Raw genomic sequence first — 19,115 nt, 5'->3', positions numbered from 1 at the left:
AGGATGTGACATATTACTGGGTCGGGCGTGGATCGGATTCACTCCGCTTCGGGCAGGGCGGCCAGGACGCCGAGGGGTACCGGCCGGGCGAACGGCCGGCGTCCGGCGGTGAGCGGGCATCCGGCCAGGCCCGCCACCGCGGGCGCGCACATCCGGCCCTGGCACCAGCCCATCCCGGCCCGGGTGAGCAGCTTCACCGTGCGCAGGTCTCCGGCGCCGAGCGTGCCGACGGCGTCGCGCACCTCGCCGGCGGTCACTTCCTCGCAGCGGCACACCACCGTGTCGTTCCCGACCGCGTCCGCCCAGCCGGCCGGCGGGGCGTACACCGCGTCGAGGGCCGCGGCGAACTCCCGCAGCCGGGTCCTGGACCGGGCGGCGGCGGCCCAGCCGCGCGGGTCGGGAGCGGCGCCGTGCAGCCGGGCGGCGGCCGAACGCCCGGCGATGTGCCCCTCGGCGAGTGCGAGGGCCGCGCCGCCGACACCGGTGGCCTCCCCGGCGGCCCAGACGCCGGGCACGTCGGTGCGCTGCTCCTCGTCGACCCGTACGGCGGTGCCGGACAAGGTGCAGCCGAGGGTCTCGGCGAGATCGGTGTGCGGCAGCATGCCGTGGCCGACGGCGAGGGTGTCGCAGCGGACGCGCCGGGCGCCGCCGGGCCGCGGGTGTCCGTCCCGGCCGAGCGCGGCCACCGTCACCGCCTCCAGCCGGCCGGCACCGTGCGCCGCCACGACGGTGTGCCGGGTCAGGGTGCGCACGCCGTGCCGCAGCAGCCGGGCCGCGTACCCGGCGCCCTCGGCGAGTTTGCCCGGCTGGGCGGCCAGGGCGGGCGCCCGGCGCAGCAGTGCGGTGGGGCCGGCGGACTCGACCAGGGCGGCGACCCGGGCACCGGCCGCGGCGAGCCCGGCGGCCACCGGCAGCAGCAGCGGCCCGGTCCCGGCGACCACGGCCGTCCGGCCGGGCAGCACAAGGCCGCCCTTGAGCATGGCCTGCGCACCGCCCGCCGTGACCACGCCGGGCAGCGTCCAGCCGGGGAAGGGCAGCACCCGCTCATAGCCGCCGGTGGCGAGCAGTACGGCGTCGGCGTGGACCGTGACGCCCTCCTCCTGCGCGGGGCCGAGCAGGGCGTGCACACCGAACGCTCCCGAGGCAGGATCCCGCTCCACACACCACACATGATGTTCCGTCAGATGTGTGATGCGGCCGGCCGCGCGGTGCTCGTCGAGACCGGACCGCAGCCGCTGCCAGGTACGCCACTGGTGATGCAGGGCCTGGGGCCGGCGGGCGCCGAGGGCGTCGGCGGGCTGCCGGTAGAACTGTCCGCCCGCCTGGGCGGCCGCGTCGACGAGGGTCACGTGCACGTCTCGGGCGGCTGCCGCCAGGGCCGCGGCGAGGCCCGCCGGGCCCGCCCCGACGACGGCGAGGCGCGGTCGCTCACTCATGGTCCCCTCCTGTGCCCTGCGGTCGTACGTCGCCGTGTCCCGTCCCCTCCTGTGTGCGGATCACGTCCCCCGCGCGCACCGGGACCAGGCACGCGCGCTGGTTCGGGCGGCCGTTGACGGTGACCAGGCAGTCGAAGCACACGCCGATCCCGCAGAAGACCCCGCGGGGCCGGCCCGTGCCGCGGGTGCCGCGCCAGGCCGTCACGTCCGCCGCCCACAGGGCCGCCGCGACGGTCTGCCCGGGCAGTGCCGTCAGGGTCCGGCCGTCGAAGGTGACGGTGACCGCCGGACCCGGCCGGGCCCGTGCCAACTCCAGTGGATTCACGGCGTGTCGCCTCCGTCGGTGTCGAACCGTTCCGGCCGGAACGGTGTGCGGTCCAGCTCCGGTGCCTTCCCGGTGAGAGCCTGCGCGATCAACTGCCCGGTGGCGGGGGCGAGTCCGATCCCGGCGCCCTCGTGCCCACAGGCGTGGAACAGGCCGGGCACCCGCGGGTCGGGGCCGATCGCCGGCAGATGGTCCGGCAGGTACGGCCGGAAGCCCGCGTACGTCCGCAGCGCGCGGACCCGCTCCAGGAACGGGAACAGCCCGATCGCCCCGGCGGCGAGCACCCGTACCGCGGGCAGTGACAGAGCGTGGTCGAAGCCCACGCGTTCCCGGGTCGCGCCGATCAGCACCGGACCGGCGGCCGTGCCCTCCACCACCGGCGAACTGCGCAGGTCGGCCGAGTCGCTGGCCACGTCGGCCACATAGTCCGCGGCGTACACCTTGTGCCGGACCATCCGCGGCAGCGGCTCGGTGACCAGGACGAAGCCGCGCCGGGGGAGTACCGGCAGCCGGACGCCCGCGAGCGCGGCGAGGCCGCCGCCCCAGGTGCCGGCCGCGTTCACCACGGCCGGCGCGTGCAGGTCGCCCCGGTCGGTGCGGACGCCGTACACCGTGCCGTCCGCCCTGCGCAGCACGCCGGTCACCGTGTGGCCCGGGTGGAACCGGGCGCCGGAGGCGCGGACCAGGTGGGCGGCGGCCAGCGCGGGCATCACCTGGGCGTCCTGGGGGTAGAGCACTCCGCCCGCCATACCAGGCGCCAAGTGCGGCTCCAGCTCGTGGAGTTCGTCCCCGCCGACGGATACGGCCGTGACGCCGGCGGTGCGCTGGCCCACGGCGAAGTCCCGCAGCGCGGCCAGGGTGCCGGGCGTGGCGGCGACCACGAGGCCGCCCTTGGGTTCGTACTCGATCGCGGCGCCCAGCTCCTGTGCCAGTTCGGCCCACAACCGGGCTGACAGCAGGGCGAGTTCGAGTTCCGGGCCCGGTTCCTTGTCGGACACGAGCAGGTTGCCCTCGCCGGCACCGGTGGTGCCGCCGGCCACGGGGCCGCGGTCCACCAGCCGCACGTCGAGTCCGGCGCGTGCGGCGTACAGCGCACAGGCGGCGCCCACCATTCCGGCCCCGACGACCACGACATCGCAGGTCGGTCGCTTCGTCACGGCCAGTACTATGTCACATGTTTCTCTCGCTGAGGAGACCCCCGATCCCCAGGCGTGGACACCCCCTTGACGTCGCCGGAAGCCGGATCGACACTCCAGGGACGGGAATCCTAGTGGACAGGTAGGGAATCATGGCGCGCCGTGAAACGGGCACCGGCCGGGCCGGCCGGACGCCGTTGCGCGCACCCCTGCTCACCTCCCGCCGTCACATCGACCTCCAGCGCGTGTGCAGCGCGATCAGCCGCCACCGCTGAGCCGGGCGCCCGCACGCCCGCAGACCGGCCGTCCCTGCGCCGGTGTGCCCGTCAACACGCCCACGACCCAGGGAGATTCATGTCCGTCACTCCGCTCGCCGCCGTCCCGTCCGCCCGCCGCACCGCCACCGTCTTCCGCGGCCGCATCGGCCGGGACCCGCGCAGCGGCCACTACGCCGTGCCGCACCGCTACCGGCTCCATCTGTCGACCGCCTGTCCCGACGGACTGCGCCTCGCCGTCGGGCACAGCCTGCTCGGCCTGGACACCAGTTGTCCGGTCACCCTCCTGCCCGCCGTCCCGGACTGTCCCGGCGGCGGCCACGCGGCGCTGCGCCCGCTGTACGAGGCGAGCGCCCACCACTACACCGGCCCGGCGCTCGCGCCCGTCCTCAGCGACGACTGGTCCGGACGCATCGTCAGCACCCGCACCCCCGACATCCTGCGCGACCTGGACCTGTTCCGGCCGGGCGGCGGCGCCGGCCTGTACCCCTCCGGACTGGAGTCCGTGATCGAGGCCGTCGAGCGGATGTGCGCCGAGGGCATCGAGGAGGCCGCACAGCGCGCCGGGCGGGCCGGCGCCGACGCCGGCGAGCGGACCGCCGCGCTCGACACCCTGCTCGACACCCTGGGCCGGCTGGAGCGGCGCCTGGGCGAAGAGCGGTACCTGGTCGACGACCGGCTGACGGCCGCCGACATCGAGCTGTGGGTGACCCTGGTGCAGCTCGACACCGTCCACCGCTGCCACCTCGACGCCTCCGCCGTGCACCGCGTCGCCGGCCACCGCGCCCTGTGGGCCTACGCCGGCCGCCTGGCCGCCCACCCCGCCTTCGGCCGCCACCTCGACCTCGACGCCATCGCCCGCCGCCACCACGGCCGCTGCCGGGGACTGGAGGCCGCCGGAGCCGCCGTCCAGATCCTGGACTGGGCGGGTCACGCGGCGGACGCTCCGGACGCTTCACGCAGGTGAGAGCGGTCCGTCGACGTCCACGGAACGGACGGGCGTTGACATTCGAACGGGCAACTGCCTTACTTACGGCCCAGAACGGTCATGAGCGTCAGCGACAAGCCCTGGCTCGCTGACCGGCAACCCTCGCTTCGCGGTGGGGTGCCCCAGGTGACGACCGGACCGGACGACGATCTCGGTAAGCGCGCGGCCCCACGGGGCCGGGACAGTGACAGGTGACGCCATGTACGCAGCTCCCAGGACGGCCGCGAGCCGCCCCCAGGGCTGCGTACGGTCGTACGCCGGCCTCCTGGTCGCCGACCGCGCCGTCGATCTGCTGCGCGTGAACAGCGCACTGTGTACCGCACCGGGCTCTGCCCGCTGTCGGGGCTGACCTCTTCGCACCGCCCCCGCGACTGGCCGCACACCGTCCGTGTGCCGTGCCGTTGCCCGCCCAGACCCCGGTTCCGCGCCCACCCGTGCGCCGCCTCGTGCCGTAGTGCCGTCGTGGCCCACGCCCGTCCGGCCGCGGTCCCCGGTGTCCGACTCCGCCGGAGCCCGCCTTGAGCGACCCCTCAGGCGCCGCCGTCTCCCTCGCCGAGGCGCCGGCACCGACCGACACAGCGTCACAACCCTTTGCAGAGGAGCCCATTCGGCCACTGCGACGGCCCGGCCGGTGGATCGTCACCGCCGTCGTCCTCGTGCTCGTCGCGCAGATCCTGCACGGCCTGGTCACCAACCCCTTCTACCAGTGGCACCGCTTCCGCTACTGGTTCCTGCGCCCGGCCGTCCTCGACGGTCTCCTCGTCACCCTCGAAGTCGCCGCGCTCAGCGCCGTACTGGGGCTCCTCGGCGGCGTCCTGCTGGCCCTCGGCCGGCTCTCCGGGAGCCCGGTGCTGCGCGCGGTCAGCTGGACCTACACCTGGCTCTTCCGCTCCGTACCGCTGATCGTGGTGCTGATCTTCCTGTACAACTTCGGCGCCCTGTACAAGACGGTGAGCCTCGGCGTGCCCTTCGGCCCGGCCTTCGTCACCTTCGACGAGTCGAGACTGGCCACCGACATGACGATCGCGGTCATCGGCCTCAGCCTCAACGAGGCCGCGTACGCCGCCGAGGTGGTCCGCGGCGGCATCCTCTCCGTCGACCAGGGGCAGCACGAGGCGGCCGCGGCCCTCGGCCTGCCCAGGGGCCGCCAGTTCCGCAGAATCGTCTTCCCGCAGGCGCTCAGGTCCATCACCCCGAACTACGTCAACCAGCTGATCGGCCTCCTCAAGAGCACGTCCCTGGTGTTCTACGTGTCCCTGCTCGACCTGTTCGGCACCGTGCAGTCGATGGGCAACACCTACCCCGGTGACGTGGTGCCGCTGCTGATGGTCGCCACCGTCTGGTACCTGCTCCTGACCAGCGCCGTGTCCGTCGTCCAGTACCACGTCGAGCGGTACTACGCCCGGGGCGCCACCCGCATCCTGCCGCCGACCCCGTTCCGGAACGCCCGGGCCGGCCTGGCCGCACTGCGGACCCGGCTGCGCAATGTGCTCTGACCCCGCCCCCGCACCCCCGCCCTCCCCCCCACGGCACCACTCTCACCACCCTCAGCAGCGAGACAAGGACAGCCACGCCATGCCTAGCCACATCTCCCGCCGCAGCCTGATCCGCGGCATCTCGGCGGCGACCGCCGTCGCCGCCCTCGCCACCGGGCTCGCCGCCTGCGGGGGCGACAGCGAGGCCGCCGCCACGACCGACACCGCGGGCACGGTCACCGTGGGACAACTGTCCAACGGGGCCGCGCGGGAGACCGAGCTGAAGGTCTCCGAGGTGAAGTCCATCAGCGCCGAACTGCCCGCCTCCGTCCGCAAGAGCGGCAAGCTCGTCATCGGCGTCGGAGCCCTGCCCTCGGGATCCGCGCCGCTGAACTTCGTGGGCAGCGACCAGAAGACCCTCACCGGCTCCGAGCCCGACTTCGGCCGCCTGGTCGCCGCGGTCCTCGGCCTCGACCCCGAGATCAGGAACTCCACCTGGGAGAACCTCTTCGTCGGCCTCGACAGCGGCAAGGTCGACGTGGCCTTCTCCAACGTCACCGACACCGAGGAGCGCAAGAAGAAGTACGAGTTCGCCTCCTACCGCAAGGACGACCTGGCCTTCGAGGTGCTGAAGAAGAGCAGCTGGAACTTCGACGGCGACTACGAGAACCTCGCCGGCAAGACCGTCTCCGTGGGCCCCGGCACCAACCAGGAGAAGATCCTCCTGGAGTGGAAGGCCAAGCTGGCCAAGGAGGGCAAGAAGCTCACCGTCAAGTACTTCCCGGACCAGAACTCCATCAGCCTGGCGCTCAACAGCGGCAAGATCGACGCCTACTTCGGACCGAACCCCGCGGTCGCCTACCGCGCGCGGCTCACCGCGAAGACGCCCCACCCGACCCGCAACGCGGGCACCTTCTCCGGCGCCGGCGAGTCGCTCCAGGGCCTGATCGCGGCCACCGCCAAGAAGGACAGCGGGCTCGCAGAGCCGCTCGCCGACGCCATCAACCACCTCATCGAGCACGGTCAGTACGCCAAGTGGCTGGCCGCCTACGGCCTCTCCACCGAGGCCGTGACGAAGTCGGAGGTCAACCCGCCCGGGCTGCCCCTGACCAACTCCTGACACCCCACGAGCCGCCCGGGTGCGGGCGCCGGGAACATCCGGCGCCCGGCGGGTGTTGTGAGTCAGGACGAGATGTGCCAGGCGGACGCCGAACCGGCCCGCCGCGCCCGACGGAGGGAGGTGACGGCCGTGACCCGAGTGCACCCGCAGGCGTGCCCGCCGCGGCTCCCGCAGCCCTACCGTTCCGTCCGTCTGCACTCCCGGCCGCACATCGACCTCCAGCGCGTGTCCGCCGCGCTCTGTCGCTCCTGACTCCCGCCCCGGCCTCCCCGCCCCGGCCTCCCCGGCCCGGGGTCTCCTCCCGCCGCGCTCGCTCTGCGCCGACGCCCCGTGCCGCGAGCCGGTGCTTCTCGTACGGACATCAAGGAAGGCACCGACGTGTCCTCGACTCCCCCCTCCGCCCTGCACCTCGCCGTCGCCCTGGACGGCACCGGCTGGCACCCGGCGTCCTGGCGCGAGCCGGCCGCCCGCCCCCGGGACCTGTTCACCGCCGGCTACTGGGCCGACCTGATCACGGAGGCCGAACGCGGCCTGCTCGACTTCGTCACCATCGAGGACGGCCTCGGCCCGCAGTCCTCGCATCCCCTGGCGCCCGACGAGCGCACCGACCAGGTCCGCGGCCGGCTCGACGCGGTCCTCGTCGCCTCCCGCGTCGCCCCGCTCACCCGGCACATAGGGCTGGTCCCGACCGTGGTGGCCACACACACCGAGCCGTTCCACATCTCCAAGGCGATCGCCACCCTCGACTACGTCAGCACCGGACGCGCGGGCCTGCAGGTGCGCGTCACCCTCCGCCCGGACGAGGCGGCGCACTTCGGCCGCCGCACCGTCCCCCGGTACGACACACTGGCCGGCGCCGCCGCGCGGGAGCTGGTCACCGACGTCTTCGAGGAGGCCGCCGACCACGTGGAAGTGGTGCGCCGGCTCTGGGACAGCTGGGAGGACGACGCCGAGATCCGGGATGCGGCGACCGGCCGCTTCGTCGATCGGGACAAGCTGCACTACATCGACTTCGAGGGCCGCTTCTTCAGCGTCAAGGGCCCCTCCATCACCCCCCGACCGCCGCAGGGCCAGCCGCTGGTCACCGCCCTCGCCCACCGGAGCGAGCCGTACCGGCTCGTGGCCCGCCAGGCCGACATCGGCTACGTCACCCCGCACGGCGCGGCACAGGCCCGCGCGATCGTCGCCGAGATCCGCGCCGAGCAGGAGGCGGCGGGCCGTGCCGGACAGACCGTGCACGTCTTCGGCGACCTCGTCGTCTTCCTGGACGACAGCCGGGCCGAGGCGGCGGCACGCCGGGACCGGCTCGACACGCTCGCGGGCGAGCCGTACACCAGCGACGCCCGGATCTTCACCGGCACGGCCGGCCAACTGGCCGACCTGCTGGAGGAACTGGCGGCCGGCGGCCTGACCGGGTTCCGGCTGCGGCCCGCCGTCGCCGGCCACGACCTGCCGCGGATCACCCGGGACCTGGTGCCGGAGCTCCAGCGCCGCCGCCGCTTCCGCGAGACCTACGAGGCCGGCACCCTGCGCGGCCTCCTCGGCCTCACCCGCCCCGCCAACCGCTACGCCGCAGCCGTCGCCTGAGCCAGGAGGACCGCACCCCCATGAGCAAGCCGCTGAAGCAGATCCACCTGGCCGCCCACTTCCCCGGCGTCAACAACACCACCGTATGGAGCGACCCGGCCGCCGGCAGCCACATCGAGTTCAGCTCCTTCGCGCACTTCGCGCGGACCGCCGAACGCGCCAAGTTCGACTTCCTGTTCCTCGCCGAGGGACTCAGGCTGCGCGAGCAGGGAGGCAAGATCTACGACCTGGACGTGGTCGGCCGCCCCGACACCTTCACCGTGCTGGCCGCGCTGGCCGCCGTCACCGACCGGCTCGGCCTGACCGGCACCATCAACTCCACGTTCAACGAGCCCTACGAGGTCGCCCGCCAGTTCGCCAGCCTCGACCACCTCTCCGGCGGCCGGTCCGCGTGGAACGTCGTCACCTCCTGGGACGCCTTCACCGGCGAGAACTTCCGCCGCGGCGGCTTCCTGCCGCAGGACGACCGCTACTCCCGCGCCCAGGAGTTCCTCACCACTGCGCACGAGCTGTTCGACTCCTGGCACGGCGACGAGATCGTCGCCGACCAGGCCACCGGCACCTTCCTCCGGGACGCCGGGGCCGGCGCCTTCGTGCACCGGGGGCGGCACTTCGACATCCACGGCCGGTTCAACGTCCCGCGCTCCCCGCAGGGCCGGCCGGTCGTCTTCCAGGCGGGCGACTCCGAGGAGGGCCGCGAGTTCGCCGCCGCGAGCGCGGACGCGATCTTCAGCAGGTACGCCACGCTGAAGGAGGGCCGGGCCTTCTACACGGACGTCAAGTCCCGCCTCGCCAAGTACGGCCGCCGTCCGGACCAGCTCCTCATCCTGCCCGCCGCGACCTTCGTCCTCGGCGACACCGACCAGGAGGCCGCCGAGCTCGCCCGGGAGGTCCGCCGGCAGCAGGTCAGCGGCGCCACCGCCATCAAGCACCTGGAGTTCGTCTGGAACCGCGACCTGTCGGCGTACGACCCGGAGGGCCCGCTGCCCGACGTCGACCCGGTGGTCGCCGAGGCCCACATCGCCCGGGGCCGCGCCCAGGTGCGGATGTACCGCGACCCGGTCGCCATCGCCCGCGAGTGGCGGCAGCTCGCCGAGGCCAACAAGTGGTCCATCCGCGACCTGGTCATCAACACCGGCAACCGGCAGACCTTCGTCGGCTCCCCGGCCACGGTGGCCCGGACCATCAACGACTTCGTGCAGGCCGACGCCTCCGACGGCTTCATCCTCGTCCCGCACATCACCCCCGGCGGTCTCGACCCGTTCGCCGACACGGTGGTCCCACTGCTCCAGGAACAAGGCGTGTTCCGCGCCGACTACGAGGGCACCACCCTCCGCGACCACCTGGGCCTCGCCCACCCCGACGCCGGGAACCCGGCCGAGCGGGCCGCCTCGTGAAGTTCCTCGCCATCACTGATCGTGCACCGGCCGGACCCGGTCACCGGCGTGCTCCGGCCGACGCACGAGCGGTTCCGCGAGGTCCTGGCCGACGCGGTGCCGGCCGAGGAGCTGGGCTTCGACGGGTTCGGTGTGGGGGAGCGGCACGAGCGGCCGTTCCGGTCCGGCCCCGGCCGCCGCCCGCCGCCGCCCCCGGCGTGGCACCGCTGCGCACCGCGCCCTGAGCCGGGCACGCCGGCGTGGGCGTGGACGTCACCTCCCCCGTAGGTGACGTCCACGCCCGCTCCCCCGGCGCCGGACTGTGGTGCTGTGCCGTCCGTGTGCCGTCACCAGCACATGACCGCTGTCTCCCCCGCCCCCCACGTGGAGTACAGACGGACCCGGACGGCATAGCGGCGGCCCTTGACGAGCCGGACCCGGACGGCGGCGTTGTCCGGCGTGCCGCCGTCGTCCTGTCCGGCGAGGAAGCGCGGCTCCCCATCGCGCTCCTCGAAGACCACCAGCACGGTGTCGGCGTCGCCGAAGGTGCCCACGGTGTAGTCGCGGGTCTCCGGCGGCTCGACGGTGAAGTCGGCCTGCTCGCCCGGCCCGAGACCGAGCGGCGCGGACCGGAACGGCACCAGCGCGTCCGGCGCGGCCGGCCGGGCGGGCGGGTACCAGCGGAGCACGAACTCCTTGTCGGCCGGGGAGAGGGTGCCGGGCGGACGCAGCCCCCCGCGGTACTGCTCCGGCTCCAGCACCAACCCCGGTCCGATCGGCAGCGTCATGACCGACTGCGCATCCCACACCGAGCCGCCCGCCTCACAGGCGTCCAGCCGGCGCAGTACGTTCGTGTCCGTCGTCTCCCGGCTCCAGAAGTTCGGCGGGCCCGCCAGCTCGGCGTACACGGCCTCGTCGTCCCAGTGGAGCCCGGCGTACGGGCTCTGGTGCTCGTGCACCATGCCGAGCGCGTGCCCGATCTGGTGCAGGACCGTCCCGCGCTCCGCGGGCGCGGTCACGTCCCAGCCGAGGTTCATGGTGCGCGCGCCCCGGCCGGCCGACAGCGCGTCCCGGCCGACCGCCGACCAGGACCCGGCACCGGACTGGAACCCGATCCGCAGCTCCGCCTCGTGACGGTCGCCGACCTCGGCGAAGGTGATGCCGATGCCGAGGTCCTGCCACTCGCCGAAGCATCCGCGGACCACGTCCCGCTGCTCCTCGCCGCCGGCCCACGGCACCCGGCGCAGCTCTCCGGTCCCGGGGACCGGGACCACCGAGGCGTCGGAGCGGGCGTCCAGGAAGCAGTAGTGCAGGACGGTGCCGTTGACCCACATCCGCCGCCCGGCGAGCAGCGCGCCCAGCCGCTCGGCCGTCAGTCCCGGTGCGAGGCACGGGACCGGCTGCCGCGGTAGCGAGCAGAGGCGTCGGGTCATGCGGACAGCGTGCCCGCCCGCCGCGCCAGGACGCCTGAGTCGGGGGCTACTCAAGTCGCCCTGTATCAAACCTGAGTACGCGCGCTCTGGATGATGTGAGGACTTACGAACAGGACGCGAAGACCCTGGAGCTGCCCTGGCCGTTCACCGGCCGGACGGACGAACTGGAGCTGGTGCGCGGTGCGCTGACCGCGGGCCGGCCCGGCATCGTGGTCACCGGCCCGGCCGGGCACGGCAAGACCCGGCTGATCACGGAGGCGGTCCGGGGCACGGACCACGTCCGGGTGACCGGCACGCCGGAGGCCCGGGACCTGCCCCTCGCCGCGTTCGCGCACCTGCTCCCCGACACCGCCTCGCTGCACCGTGCGGTCCGGATGCTGTCGGGCCTGCGGCTTCTCGTCGTGGACGACGCCCAGTTGCTGGACGAGACCTCCGCCGCGCTGGTCCACCAGCTCGCCGCGCACGGGCGCACCCGCCTGGTCGTGGCCGTGGCGGACGGCGTGCCCGCGCCCGGCGCGGTCTCCCGGCTGTGGAGCGGGGAGCTGCTGCCCCGGATGGCCCTCGATCCGCTGCCCCGCGAGGACACCGCCCAGCTGCTCGCCGGTGCCGGTCTGGAGCCGCTCACCGTACGCCGGCTCTACCAGGCGTGCCGGGGCGATCTGCGGCTGCTGCGCGACCTGGTGACCGCGCTCGCCGGGTCCGGCCGGCTGACGCCCGTCCCGGGCACCGGCGAGCGGGCCTGGCGGGGCGCGCTGCCGGTCACCCCGGCCGTCCGTGAGCGGCTCGCCCCCGCCCTGGAGCGGTCCGGGCCCGGCGAACGCGAGGTTCTCGAACGCCTCGCCTTCGCCGAGCCCCTGCCGCTGGCGCTGGACGAGCTGCCACTGGACGTCCTCGAACGCCTGGAGGCGGCCGGCCTGATCCAGGCCGACGACCAGGGGGCGGTCACCCTCGTCCACCCCCTGCACGGGGCCGCGCTGCGCGCCACGACCGGCCGGCTGCGCGCCCGGCGGCTGGCCAGCCCCGCCGGCGCGCACGGCCCCGCGCTGGCCGCCGAGCAGCGCACGCTGGAGCTGCGGACGGAGCAGCTCGACGTCCGGCCGGTGCCGACGCCGGTGGGGGAGTGGCTGGTCGCGGAGGGCGGCCTGCTGCCGGCCGGATACGCCGGGGTCCGCGCCCGGTTCGCGCGCCTGCGGGGCGAGCTGCGGGAGGCGGCGGCCTGGGCCCGGGAAGGGCTGCGGGACAACCCGGCGCACCGCGGTTGCCGAACGGAACTCCGGCTGGCCGAGGGGGACGTGGACGCGGAAGCCGAACCGGACGGCGTCCACGCGTGCTACACCGCCGTACGTCTCGGCGCGCCCGAGCGGGCGGTCGGGCTGCTGCCGGCCGGCAGTGTGTTCGCGCGGCACGCGGAGGCGCTGGCCCACGGGGACGGGGCCGCGCTGGACCGGGCGGCGGAGGCGCTGGCCGAGCGCGGCTTCCTGCTGTACGCGGCGGAGGCTCACGCGCAGGCCGTACGGGTGCACCGCGATCCGCGGGCCGCGCGGCGCTCGCGGACCCGAGCGCTGGCGTTCGCACGGCGGTGTGACGGTGCCCGTACGCCGGCCCTGACCGGACTCGTCCTCGGTGAACTCACCGCCCGACAACGGCAGATCGTCACGCTCGCGGCCGCGGGACTGAGCAACCGCGAGATCGCCGAACGGCTGACGCTGTCGGTGCGGACCGTCGGCAATCACCTGTACAGCGCGTACACGCGGCTCGGCACGGGGGACCGGGGGGCGCTGCCCTGGCTGGTGGACGTGCCCGAGCGGGAGACGGCGTAGGGGGACTCACGCCGCACCGAAGGCGGCGAACGCCCAGCCCGTCGCCTGGTGCACCGCGTCCCCGGGCAGGGAGGCGCGGGCGTCGAGGAGGGCCTCGGCCAGGGAGAGACCCGCGCACAGGCCCTTGTGCAGGGTGAGCATCAGCGGCACCACGGCCGCGTCGTTGACCGGCGCGCTGCTCGCCACCACGCCCGCCGTGCCCAGCGGCAGCAACGCCGTGACCAGACCGAGGAGTTCGTCGGCACCGACCGAGGCGAGGCGGGCCGTGTCGCAGCTGGACAGGATGATCCGGTACGGGCTGCGGGCCAGGCGCTCGAAGTCGTGCACGATCAGCGGGCCGTCGGCCATCCGCAGGGCGGAGAACAGGGGGCTGTCCGCGCGGAACGTGCCGTGCGCCGCGAGGTGCGCGAGGCCCGCGCCGTCGAGTTCCGCCAGCACCCGGGGCGCCTGGGCGTCGTCGCCCTCCAGGACCGTCGCCGAGCCGTACCGGCCGGCCAGTTCGGGCACCTCCGCGCCGCCCGTCGCCAGCCCCGGGCCGCGCACCAGCACGGGCCGGCCGTCCGGCGGCGGCGCCGTCTCCCGGGCGCGCAGCCAGCTGCCCGCCGACGGCGACACGCTGAGCACCCGCTCCCGCAGCGCCGGCAGCAGCGCCCACGGCACCCGGTGCAGCGCCCCCGGCGGCACGATCACCACCGGGCCCGAGCCCAGATGCGGTACGGCCCCGGCCAGCAGCAGTTCCTGGAGCCGCCGCCCGGCCGCCTCCACCAGCGGCAGCCGTGCCTCGGCGCCCGGGTGCGCGAGCCGGCGCAGCCCGGCCTGCACATGCTCCGCCTCGGCGAGCGCCTCCGCCAGCGGCCCGCCGGCGAACCGCCGTACCTTCCCCTGCCCGCACAGCAGGACGTGCACCCGGCCGTCGACCACGGCCAGTTCCACCAGCCGTCCGTCACCGAGCCGGTCCAGCAGCCGGGTCACGTCGAACCGGTCCCCGGCGTCGGCGGCGGCCCCGCCCATGTGCCGGGTGCGGGAGCGGATCTCCCGTTCCAGGCGCCGCTGTTCACGCTCCAGCGCCGGCACCGGGCGGCCCCCCATCCGGGCGGCCTCCGCGCGGGCCGCGATCTCCCGGTAGGCGGTCAGTCCGCTGAGCAGCGCCGGATCCTCGGGCGGCCGGGTCGGCGGCGCGCACAGCACGGTCGCCCGCCACCGCTCGCTCCACCCCAGCAGCCGCCGCGGACTGCCCTGGGCGAGGCTCACCTCCTGTGCCAGCGCGGCCAGTTCGGCGCCCTGCGCGGTCGCGTGGGCGCGCAGCTCCGAGGCGCCCAGGGTCATCCGGTGGTCGTCCAGCACGTCCAGGCCGCGCCGGCAGGCCTCCAGCACGCCCCGCCGGGAACCGGCCGCCCGTGCCCGCAGCGCCTGCGCCACCCAGCCCGTCATCCGGGTCGGCGGCGGCCCGCCGTGCCGGCTCCGGGCGGCCACCGCCAGATGCCGTTCCGCGTCCGCCCGCCAGCCCAGCGCCAGCGCGATCCGGCCCGCCAGCAGCGAGGCCTGCGGCGCGGCCGGCGAGCCGAAGGCGGCCAGCCGCTCGGCGACCCGCGCCGCGTCCGCGACCATCCGCCCCGACCGGCGCCCGGCCGCCACCCGCGCCTCGATGAGCACCAGCCGGGCATGCGTCTCCCACCAGCTGCGGCGCTGCGCGGAGAACAGCCGTACGGCGACGGCGGCGCGCGCTATGGCGGTGTGCGCGTCCCCGGCCGAGCGGGCGGCCCACGAGGCGGCGAGCAGCAGCTCGGCCTTCCGGGTGGACTGCCCGCCGATCCGGTCCAGCAGCGCGATCGCCCCGTCCGCCTCGGCCAGCGCCTCCGGGGCGAGCCCCGCCGCCATCAGCACCTCGCAGCGCCGGATCGACAGGTTGTACGTGGGGGTGCCCAGCTTGGCGTAGCGCTCCTCGGCCTCGTCCAGCAGCCGCAGCGCCGCCGGGATGTCCCCGGACCGGAACGCGGCCAGGCCCCGGCTCTCCACCGCGTCCGCCTTGTCGTGCTCCTGGCCGGTGGTGTCCCACAGCCGTTCGGCCGCCGTGAAGTCCGCGACGGCCCGGTCCACCGCGCCGAGCGCCAGATGCACGGTGGCCCGCAGCGTCAGCGCCCGTGCGGTCCAGATGTCGTCGGCGACCTGCCGCAGCACCGGCAGCGCCCGCCGCACGTCCTCCAGCGCCTCCGGGTGGTGCCCGAGCACCCACCACACATAGGCCCGGCGGTACAGCACCCGGGCCCGGGTGTGTCCGCTGCCCCGGGCGACTCCCCGCTCGAAGGACGCGAGCCCCTGCCGGGTGCGCCCCGCGTGCACCAGTGCGACCCCCAGCGTCGCGAGCACATCGGCCTCCCGGTCGGCCGACTCGGCCCGCGCGGCCAGGTCCCTGGCCCGCCGCAGATGCCGCAGCGCGATCCGCAGATCGCCGAAGTCCCGCTGCCAGATGCCGAGCACCTGATGGGCGATGCTGGCGTGCACCGGTGACGGACCGGCTCGCAGGACGTGTTCCGCGCGTGCCCGGGCCTCGCCCGGATCGGCGAACACCATGGGCAGCAGTTCGAGAACCGCCTCGCTTCCCGCTGTCACGTCTCGCATGGTAGTGGCCTGCTGTATCAGACGGTGGCCCCGGGGCTCTCACTGTCGAACACCGTCTTGAGGGGGAGGACACGACATGGCACCACAGCGATTCCACGAGCAGTTCCACCACATCCAGCGCTCCTTGCCGGACGTCCCGCTGGCCATGGGGCCGGACGACTCCGCCGGGCTCCTGTACGAGAAGGGTGTCGTCCTCGTCCGGGACGGCGAGGAGGCCCGGTTCGTCGAGGACGCCGTGCGCACCCACTTCACCGCGACCGCGGGTCTGGTCCCCGACCATGTGCGCCGACTGGGCCCGCAGGCCGGCCGCACCGGCGTCACCCGCATCCGGGTCGGCGACCCGGCCGAGGGCGAGGACACCGTGCCGCACGCGCTGGGTGCCCTGCGCGAGGCCGAGGGCCGCCAGGGCCGCCGGCTGGCCGGCCGCAACCACGTGCTGCACATCGCGGTCAACGCCTGCCCCGGCGATGAACCGGTGCCCGCCCCGCGCACCGACCCCGCCAACCCCGCTCCCGCCGAGGAGAGTTACGACCCGGCCGGCGCGGTCGGCGTCCTCGTGATCGACACCGGTCTGGTGCACGACCACCTCTCCTACCCGCTGCTCGCCCACACCGCGGGCGACGCCCAGCTGACCGAGACCGACGGCGACGGTGTGCTCCACCAGTACGTCGGCCACGGTACGTTCATCGCCGGGGTCCTCGCGGCCGTCGCGCCCAACACCGACATCACCGTCCGGGGCACGCTCAACGACGCCGGTGCCGTCCTGGAGTCCGAGTTCGCCACCCGGCTCTTCGAGGCCGTCGACCGGGACGGCTGGCCGGACATCATCAGCCTCTCCGCGGGCACCCCCAGCGAGCACACCGACGGCCTCGTCGGTCTGGACGGGTTCATGGCGGAACTGCGCGACCAGCGCACCCTGCTGGTGGCCGCCGCCGGCAACAACGGCAGCGACACCCCGTTCTGGCCCGCGGCCTACGCCGCCCTGCCCGAGTACGCGGACTGTGTGCTGTCGGTCGGCGCCCTCCGCGCCGACGGCGAGTTCGGGGCCTGCTTCACCAACCACGGTCCCTGGGTGCGTGTCCACGCCCCCGGCGAGCGTCTCACCAGTGCCCTCACCGGCTTCACCACCCCCGTGCCGTACATCTACCAGCACTCCACCTACGACACCTGCCGGTTCGGCGCCGACTACGCCTGCACCTGCCAGTACCCGCGCCACACCGGCGTGCTGAGCGAGGGCCGCGAGCCCACCGGCGCCAAGCCCGACCAGGTCATGTTCGACGGCCTCGCGCAGTGGAGCGGCACCTCCTTCGCCGCCCCGGTCGTCGCGGGACTCGTCGCCGCCAGGATGACGGCGCATGGGGAGCGCGACCCGCGCACGGCCGGTGCCCGGTTGCTCGCGGCCGCCACCGACCGGGCCGAGGTGCGCGGGGCGCACGTCCCGGCGCTCCGCCCGCCCACCTGGCGCCCCGTCCCGGCCGTGATCCCGGCTCTGCCCGCATGAGGGCCGGAACGCTCCGCTCCACGGCGTACGATGACGTGCCGTACACAAGGGGTGGAGCCGTGGACCGTACAGAGGTCGGCGCGTTGGTCCAGTCCGCCGTCGACGGGGACGCCGCGGCCTGGAAGGCGCTTGTGGAAGGGATGAGTCCGCTGGTGTGGTCGGTGGTGCGCGCACACCGGCTGTCGGAGGCCGACGGACACGAGGTCTTCCAGACCGTGTGGTTCCGCTTCGCCCAGTACCTGGGCCGGATCCGGGAACCCGACAAGGCCGGTTCCTGGCTGGCCAGTACGGCCCGGCACGAGTGCCTGAAAGTGCTCAAAAGCCTGGCGCGGCTGACCCTGACCGACGATCCGCGGGTACTGGACCGGGCCAGCGAGGACCGGACGCCGGAAGAGACGCTGATCGAGTCGGAAGAGGCGGCGGACCGGGCCGAACGGGTCCGCCGACTGTGGCAGGAACTGGACGCGCTGGGCGAGCGCTGCCGGCAGTTGCTGCGCGTGCTGATGGCCTCGCCCCCACCCAGCTACGGGGAGATCTCGGCCGCGCTCGGCATCGCGGTCGGCAGTATCGGTCCGCTGCGCCAGCGCTGTCTGCGCCGGCTGCGGGCCCGGATGGACGCACGAGGTGCGGTGTGAACGGCGACGACGACAACCGGCTCCCGGAACCGGACCCGGACGACGGCGCGTTCGCGGACGCGCTGCTGGAGGAGGAGCTGCGCCAGGCCGCGGCCGTCCTGGACCCCGTCCCGGCCGAGCTGCTCCAAACGGCCCTGGACGCCTTCGCGTTGCACGACCTGGACGCCCGGCTCGCCGAGCTGACCTTCGACTCGCTCCTGGACGCGCTGCCGGTCAGGGGGGTCATGGACCCGCCGCGCATGCTCACGTTCCGCGCGGGCGAGGTGACGGTCGACGTGGAGGTCACCCCGGGCGGACTGATCGGCCAGCTGCTGCCGCCGCAGTCGGCACGGATCGAGGTGCTCGGCGGCCCGCAGACCGCCCGCCCGGTCACCGCCGACACCCTCGGCCGGTTCACCAGCGACATACCGCCGGCCGGCCCGTTCGCCCTGCGGCTGCGCACCGGCGCGGAGGTGATCGTCACCGAGTGGCTGCGGGCCTGAGCCCCCGCGACAGCTGAGCGACCGGCTCGCGCGCCGGCCCGCCTACTGCACGGACGCTCCCGCCCGACGGCTAGTTAGAGGGCGTCGACCAGAGTGGCCAGGGCGGTGGCGAGCCGGTCGAGGCCCGGCCCGGCGGGTCCGCCCGGCTCGGCCATGTAGGTGTCCCGCCGGATCTCCACCATCAGCGCGCCGACCCGGGCGTCCCTGCTGTAGAACCGCAGCGGCACGTACGTCCCGGCGAACGGGCTGTCCAGCCCGGTCTCCCCGCAGCCGGCGAACGCCGTGCGGGCCGCCTCGATCAGCTCAGGCGGGGTGTGGAAGGCGTCCGTGCCCAGGCACACCGGCGGGCGTGGCCCGCTCCCGTGCAGCTCGTACGGGAGCGGCCGGGTCGGGTACGAGTGCACGTCGATGACGACGGCCCGCCCGGTCGCGGCCAGCCGTCCGGCCACCGCCTCCGTCACGGCCTCGGCGTACGGCCGGAAGTAGCGGGCGAGCAGCGGCTCCGGGTCGGTGTCCGCGGGCCGCAGCTCGCCCCGGTGGGTGGTCCGCGTGTAGACGGCGCCCATGCCCACGGCCAGCATCTCCTCCCGCTCGTCCGGGAACCGCTCCGGATCCACGACGAGCCGGGACAGCCGGTTCACGAACCGCCAGGGCGTGACCCCGGCCAGCGCGGCGGCCCGCTCGGCGAGCTCGGCGGTGTGCGCGTCCGTGATGTGGTCCAGCTCCCGCTCCAGCTGCGTGTCGTCCAGCACGATGCCGTCGCGCACGTCTCGCGGGACGGCCCGCGCGGAGTGCGGCACATGCAGCAGCACGGGCGAGTCGGCGGCGCCGGGCAGGAGGTCGAACGAGGGGTCTATCCGGGTCACGGGCTGCTCCAGGGGCGTGGTCGGTGGCATGGTGCACGGGT

Annotated in this window: 17 protein-coding genes, 1 pseudogene and 1 riboswitch; of the genes and pseudogenes, 12 read left to right on the top strand and 6 right to left on the bottom strand. The window is 74.8% G+C overall.

Annotation, left to right across the window (positions count from 1 at the left end):
- Positions 1-38 precede the first annotated feature (38 nt).
- The 3 genes from ACZ7DL_RS26515 to ACZ7DL_RS26505 are packed head-to-tail and all read right to left on the bottom strand — an operon-like array spanning position 39 to position 2,918.
- Entirely contained in the window at positions 39-1,436 is a 1,398-nt protein-coding gene (locus ACZ7DL_RS26515; protein WP_470777686.1) for an FAD-dependent oxidoreductase, read from the bottom strand.
- The gene (locus ACZ7DL_RS26510; protein ID WP_470777684.1) at positions 1,429-1,761 is read right to left on the bottom strand and encodes a (2Fe-2S)-binding protein; all 333 of its coding nucleotides are present in this window, start codon (positions 1,759-1,761) and stop codon (positions 1,429-1,431) included. The genes ACZ7DL_RS26515 and ACZ7DL_RS26510 overlap by 8 nt, the downstream gene beginning before the upstream one ends.
- Complete coding sequence (locus ACZ7DL_RS26505) at positions 1,758-2,918, bottom strand: NAD(P)/FAD-dependent oxidoreductase (RefSeq protein ID WP_470777682.1); 1,161 nt, start codon at positions 2,916-2,918, stop codon at positions 1,758-1,760. The genes ACZ7DL_RS26510 and ACZ7DL_RS26505 overlap by 4 nt, the downstream gene beginning before the upstream one ends.
- Before the next feature lie 131 nt (positions 2,919-3,049).
- On the opposite strand from ACZ7DL_RS26505, the gene ACZ7DL_RS26500 reads away from it, so the two are divergent.
- The 8 genes and pseudogenes from ACZ7DL_RS26500 to ACZ7DL_RS26465 form a co-directional block, all read left to right on the top strand.
- On the top strand, positions 3,050-3,172 hold the full coding sequence (locus tag ACZ7DL_RS26500; protein WP_470777680.1) for a putative leader peptide: 123 nt from the start codon (positions 3,050-3,052) through the stop codon (positions 3,170-3,172).
- A gap of 79 nt (positions 3,173-3,251) precedes the next feature.
- Entirely contained in the window at positions 3,252-4,139 is an 888-nt protein-coding gene (locus ACZ7DL_RS26495) for a glutathione S-transferase C-terminal domain-containing protein (RefSeq protein ID WP_470777677.1), read from the top strand.
- Positions 4,140-4,216: 77 nt separating this feature from the next.
- Positions 4,217-4,327, top strand: a riboswitch (SAM riboswitch).
- Between the two features lie 351 nt (positions 4,328-4,678).
- Positions 4,679-5,656 carry an amino acid ABC transporter permease gene (locus ACZ7DL_RS26490; RefSeq protein WP_470777675.1) on the top strand — a complete coding sequence of 326 codons (978 nt, stop codon included), beginning with the start codon at positions 4,679-4,681 and terminating at the stop codon, positions 5,654-5,656.
- Between the two features lie 79 nt (positions 5,657-5,735).
- Positions 5,736-6,755, top strand: coding sequence for an ABC transporter substrate-binding protein (locus tag ACZ7DL_RS26485; RefSeq protein WP_470777673.1), 1,020 nt, complete (start codon positions 5,736-5,738; stop codon positions 6,753-6,755).
- Positions 6,756-6,827: 72 nt separating this feature from the next.
- On the top strand, positions 6,828-7,007 hold the full coding sequence (locus ACZ7DL_RS26480; protein WP_470777949.1) for a putative leader peptide: 180 nt from the start codon (positions 6,828-6,830) through the stop codon (positions 7,005-7,007).
- A gap of 126 nt (positions 7,008-7,133) precedes the next feature.
- Positions 7,134-8,342 carry an LLM class flavin-dependent oxidoreductase gene (locus tag ACZ7DL_RS26475; RefSeq protein ID WP_470777671.1) on the top strand — a complete coding sequence of 403 codons (1,209 nt, stop codon included), beginning with the start codon at positions 7,134-7,136 and terminating at the stop codon, positions 8,340-8,342.
- Between the two features lie 20 nt (positions 8,343-8,362).
- Complete coding sequence (locus ACZ7DL_RS26470) at positions 8,363-9,739, top strand: NtaA/DmoA family FMN-dependent monooxygenase (RefSeq protein WP_470777669.1); 1,377 nt, start codon at positions 8,363-8,365, stop codon at positions 9,737-9,739.
- A pseudogene (locus tag ACZ7DL_RS26465) lies at positions 9,736-9,904 on the top strand (LLM class flavin-dependent oxidoreductase); the annotation flags it as partial. The gene ACZ7DL_RS26470 and the pseudogene ACZ7DL_RS26465, both read left to right, overlap by 4 nt.
- A 161-nt stretch (positions 9,905-10,065) precedes the next feature.
- Here ACZ7DL_RS26465 and absR1 read toward each other — a convergent pair.
- The gene (gene absR1 / locus ACZ7DL_RS26460) at positions 10,066-11,151 is read right to left on the bottom strand and encodes a beta-glucuronidase AbsR1 (protein WP_470777668.1); all 1,086 of its coding nucleotides are present in this window, start codon (positions 11,149-11,151) and stop codon (positions 10,066-10,068) included.
- A gap of 95 nt (positions 11,152-11,246) precedes the next feature.
- Here absR1 and ACZ7DL_RS26455 point away from each other — a divergent pair, with 95 nt between their 5' ends.
- A complete protein-coding gene (locus tag ACZ7DL_RS26455) occupies positions 11,247-12,971 on the top strand; it encodes a LuxR family transcriptional regulator AbsR2 (protein ID WP_470777666.1) in 1,725 nt (574 codons plus the stop codon).
- A gap of 6 nt (positions 12,972-12,977) precedes the next feature.
- Here ACZ7DL_RS26455 and ACZ7DL_RS26450 read toward each other — a convergent pair whose 3' ends face one another.
- Positions 12,978-15,590 (bottom strand): CHAT domain-containing protein, encoded by a 2,613-nt coding sequence (locus ACZ7DL_RS26450; RefSeq protein ID WP_470777664.1) that lies wholly within the window; start codon positions 15,588-15,590, stop codon positions 12,978-12,980.
- A gap of 76 nt (positions 15,591-15,666) precedes the next feature.
- Here ACZ7DL_RS26450 and ACZ7DL_RS26445 point away from each other — a divergent pair, with 76 nt between their 5' ends.
- The 3 genes from ACZ7DL_RS26445 to ACZ7DL_RS26435 are packed head-to-tail and all read left to right on the top strand — an operon-like array spanning position 15,667 to position 18,208.
- Positions 15,667-17,091 (top strand): S8 family peptidase, encoded by a 1,425-nt coding sequence (locus ACZ7DL_RS26445; RefSeq protein WP_470777662.1) that lies wholly within the window; start codon positions 15,667-15,669, stop codon positions 17,089-17,091.
- Complete coding sequence (locus ACZ7DL_RS26440; RefSeq protein ID WP_470777661.1) at positions 17,088-17,726, top strand: RNA polymerase sigma factor; 639 nt, start codon at positions 17,088-17,090, stop codon at positions 17,724-17,726. The genes ACZ7DL_RS26445 and ACZ7DL_RS26440 overlap by 4 nt, the downstream gene beginning before the upstream one ends.
- Complete coding sequence (locus ACZ7DL_RS26435; RefSeq protein WP_470777659.1) at positions 17,723-18,208, top strand: hypothetical protein; 486 nt, start codon at positions 17,723-17,725, stop codon at positions 18,206-18,208. Before ACZ7DL_RS26440 ends, ACZ7DL_RS26435 begins: the two co-directional genes overlap by 4 nt.
- Positions 18,209-18,282: 74 nt before the next feature.
- Here the strand turns inward: ACZ7DL_RS26435 and ACZ7DL_RS26430 are convergent, their stop codons facing one another.
- Entirely contained in the window at positions 18,283-19,104 is an 822-nt protein-coding gene (locus tag ACZ7DL_RS26430; RefSeq protein WP_470777657.1) for an N-formylglutamate amidohydrolase, read from the bottom strand.
- Between the last annotated feature and the right edge of the window lie 11 nt (positions 19,105-19,115).

Source organism: Streptomyces sp. NPDC036984, from assembly GCF_055607665.1.
Note: the sequence above shows the minus strand (reverse complement) of the source record. Positions and strands in the feature narration are given on the sequence as shown.

Bases quoted from the DNA above. Each gene is read 5' to 3' on its own strand.
- ACZ7DL_RS26515 (WP_470777686.1), bottom strand. From the start codon at position 1,436: ATGAGTGAGCGACCGCGCCTCGCCGTCGTCGGGGCGGGCCCGGCGGGC.
- ACZ7DL_RS26500 (WP_470777680.1), top strand. From the start codon at position 3,050: ATGGCGCGCCGTGAAACGGGCACCGGCCGGGCCGGCCGGACGCCGTTG.
- ACZ7DL_RS26495 (WP_470777677.1), top strand. From the start codon at position 3,252: ATGTCCGTCACTCCGCTCGCCGCCGTCCCGTCCGCCCGCCGCACCGCC.
- ACZ7DL_RS26485 (WP_470777673.1), top strand. From the start codon at position 5,736: ATGCCTAGCCACATCTCCCGCCGCAGCCTGATCCGCGGCATCTCGGCG.
- ACZ7DL_RS26480 (WP_470777949.1), top strand. From the start codon at position 6,828: ATGTGCCAGGCGGACGCCGAACCGGCCCGCCGCGCCCGACGGAGGGAG.
- ACZ7DL_RS26470 (WP_470777669.1), top strand. From the start codon at position 8,363: ATGAGCAAGCCGCTGAAGCAGATCCACCTGGCCGCCCACTTCCCCGGC.
- absR1 (WP_470777668.1), bottom strand. From the start codon at position 11,151: ATGACCCGACGCCTCTGCTCGCTACCGCGGCAGCCGGTCCCGTGCCTC.
- ACZ7DL_RS26450 (WP_470777664.1), bottom strand. From the start codon at position 15,590: ATGCGAGACGTGACAGCGGGAAGCGAGGCGGTTCTCGAACTGCTGCCC.
- ACZ7DL_RS26445 (WP_470777662.1), top strand. From the start codon at position 15,667: ATGGCACCACAGCGATTCCACGAGCAGTTCCACCACATCCAGCGCTCC.
- ACZ7DL_RS26440 (WP_470777661.1), top strand. From the start codon at position 17,088: ATGAGGGCCGGAACGCTCCGCTCCACGGCGTACGATGACGTGCCGTAC.
- ACZ7DL_RS26430 (WP_470777657.1), bottom strand. From the start codon at position 19,104: ATGCCACCGACCACGCCCCTGGAGCAGCCCGTGACCCGGATAGACCCC.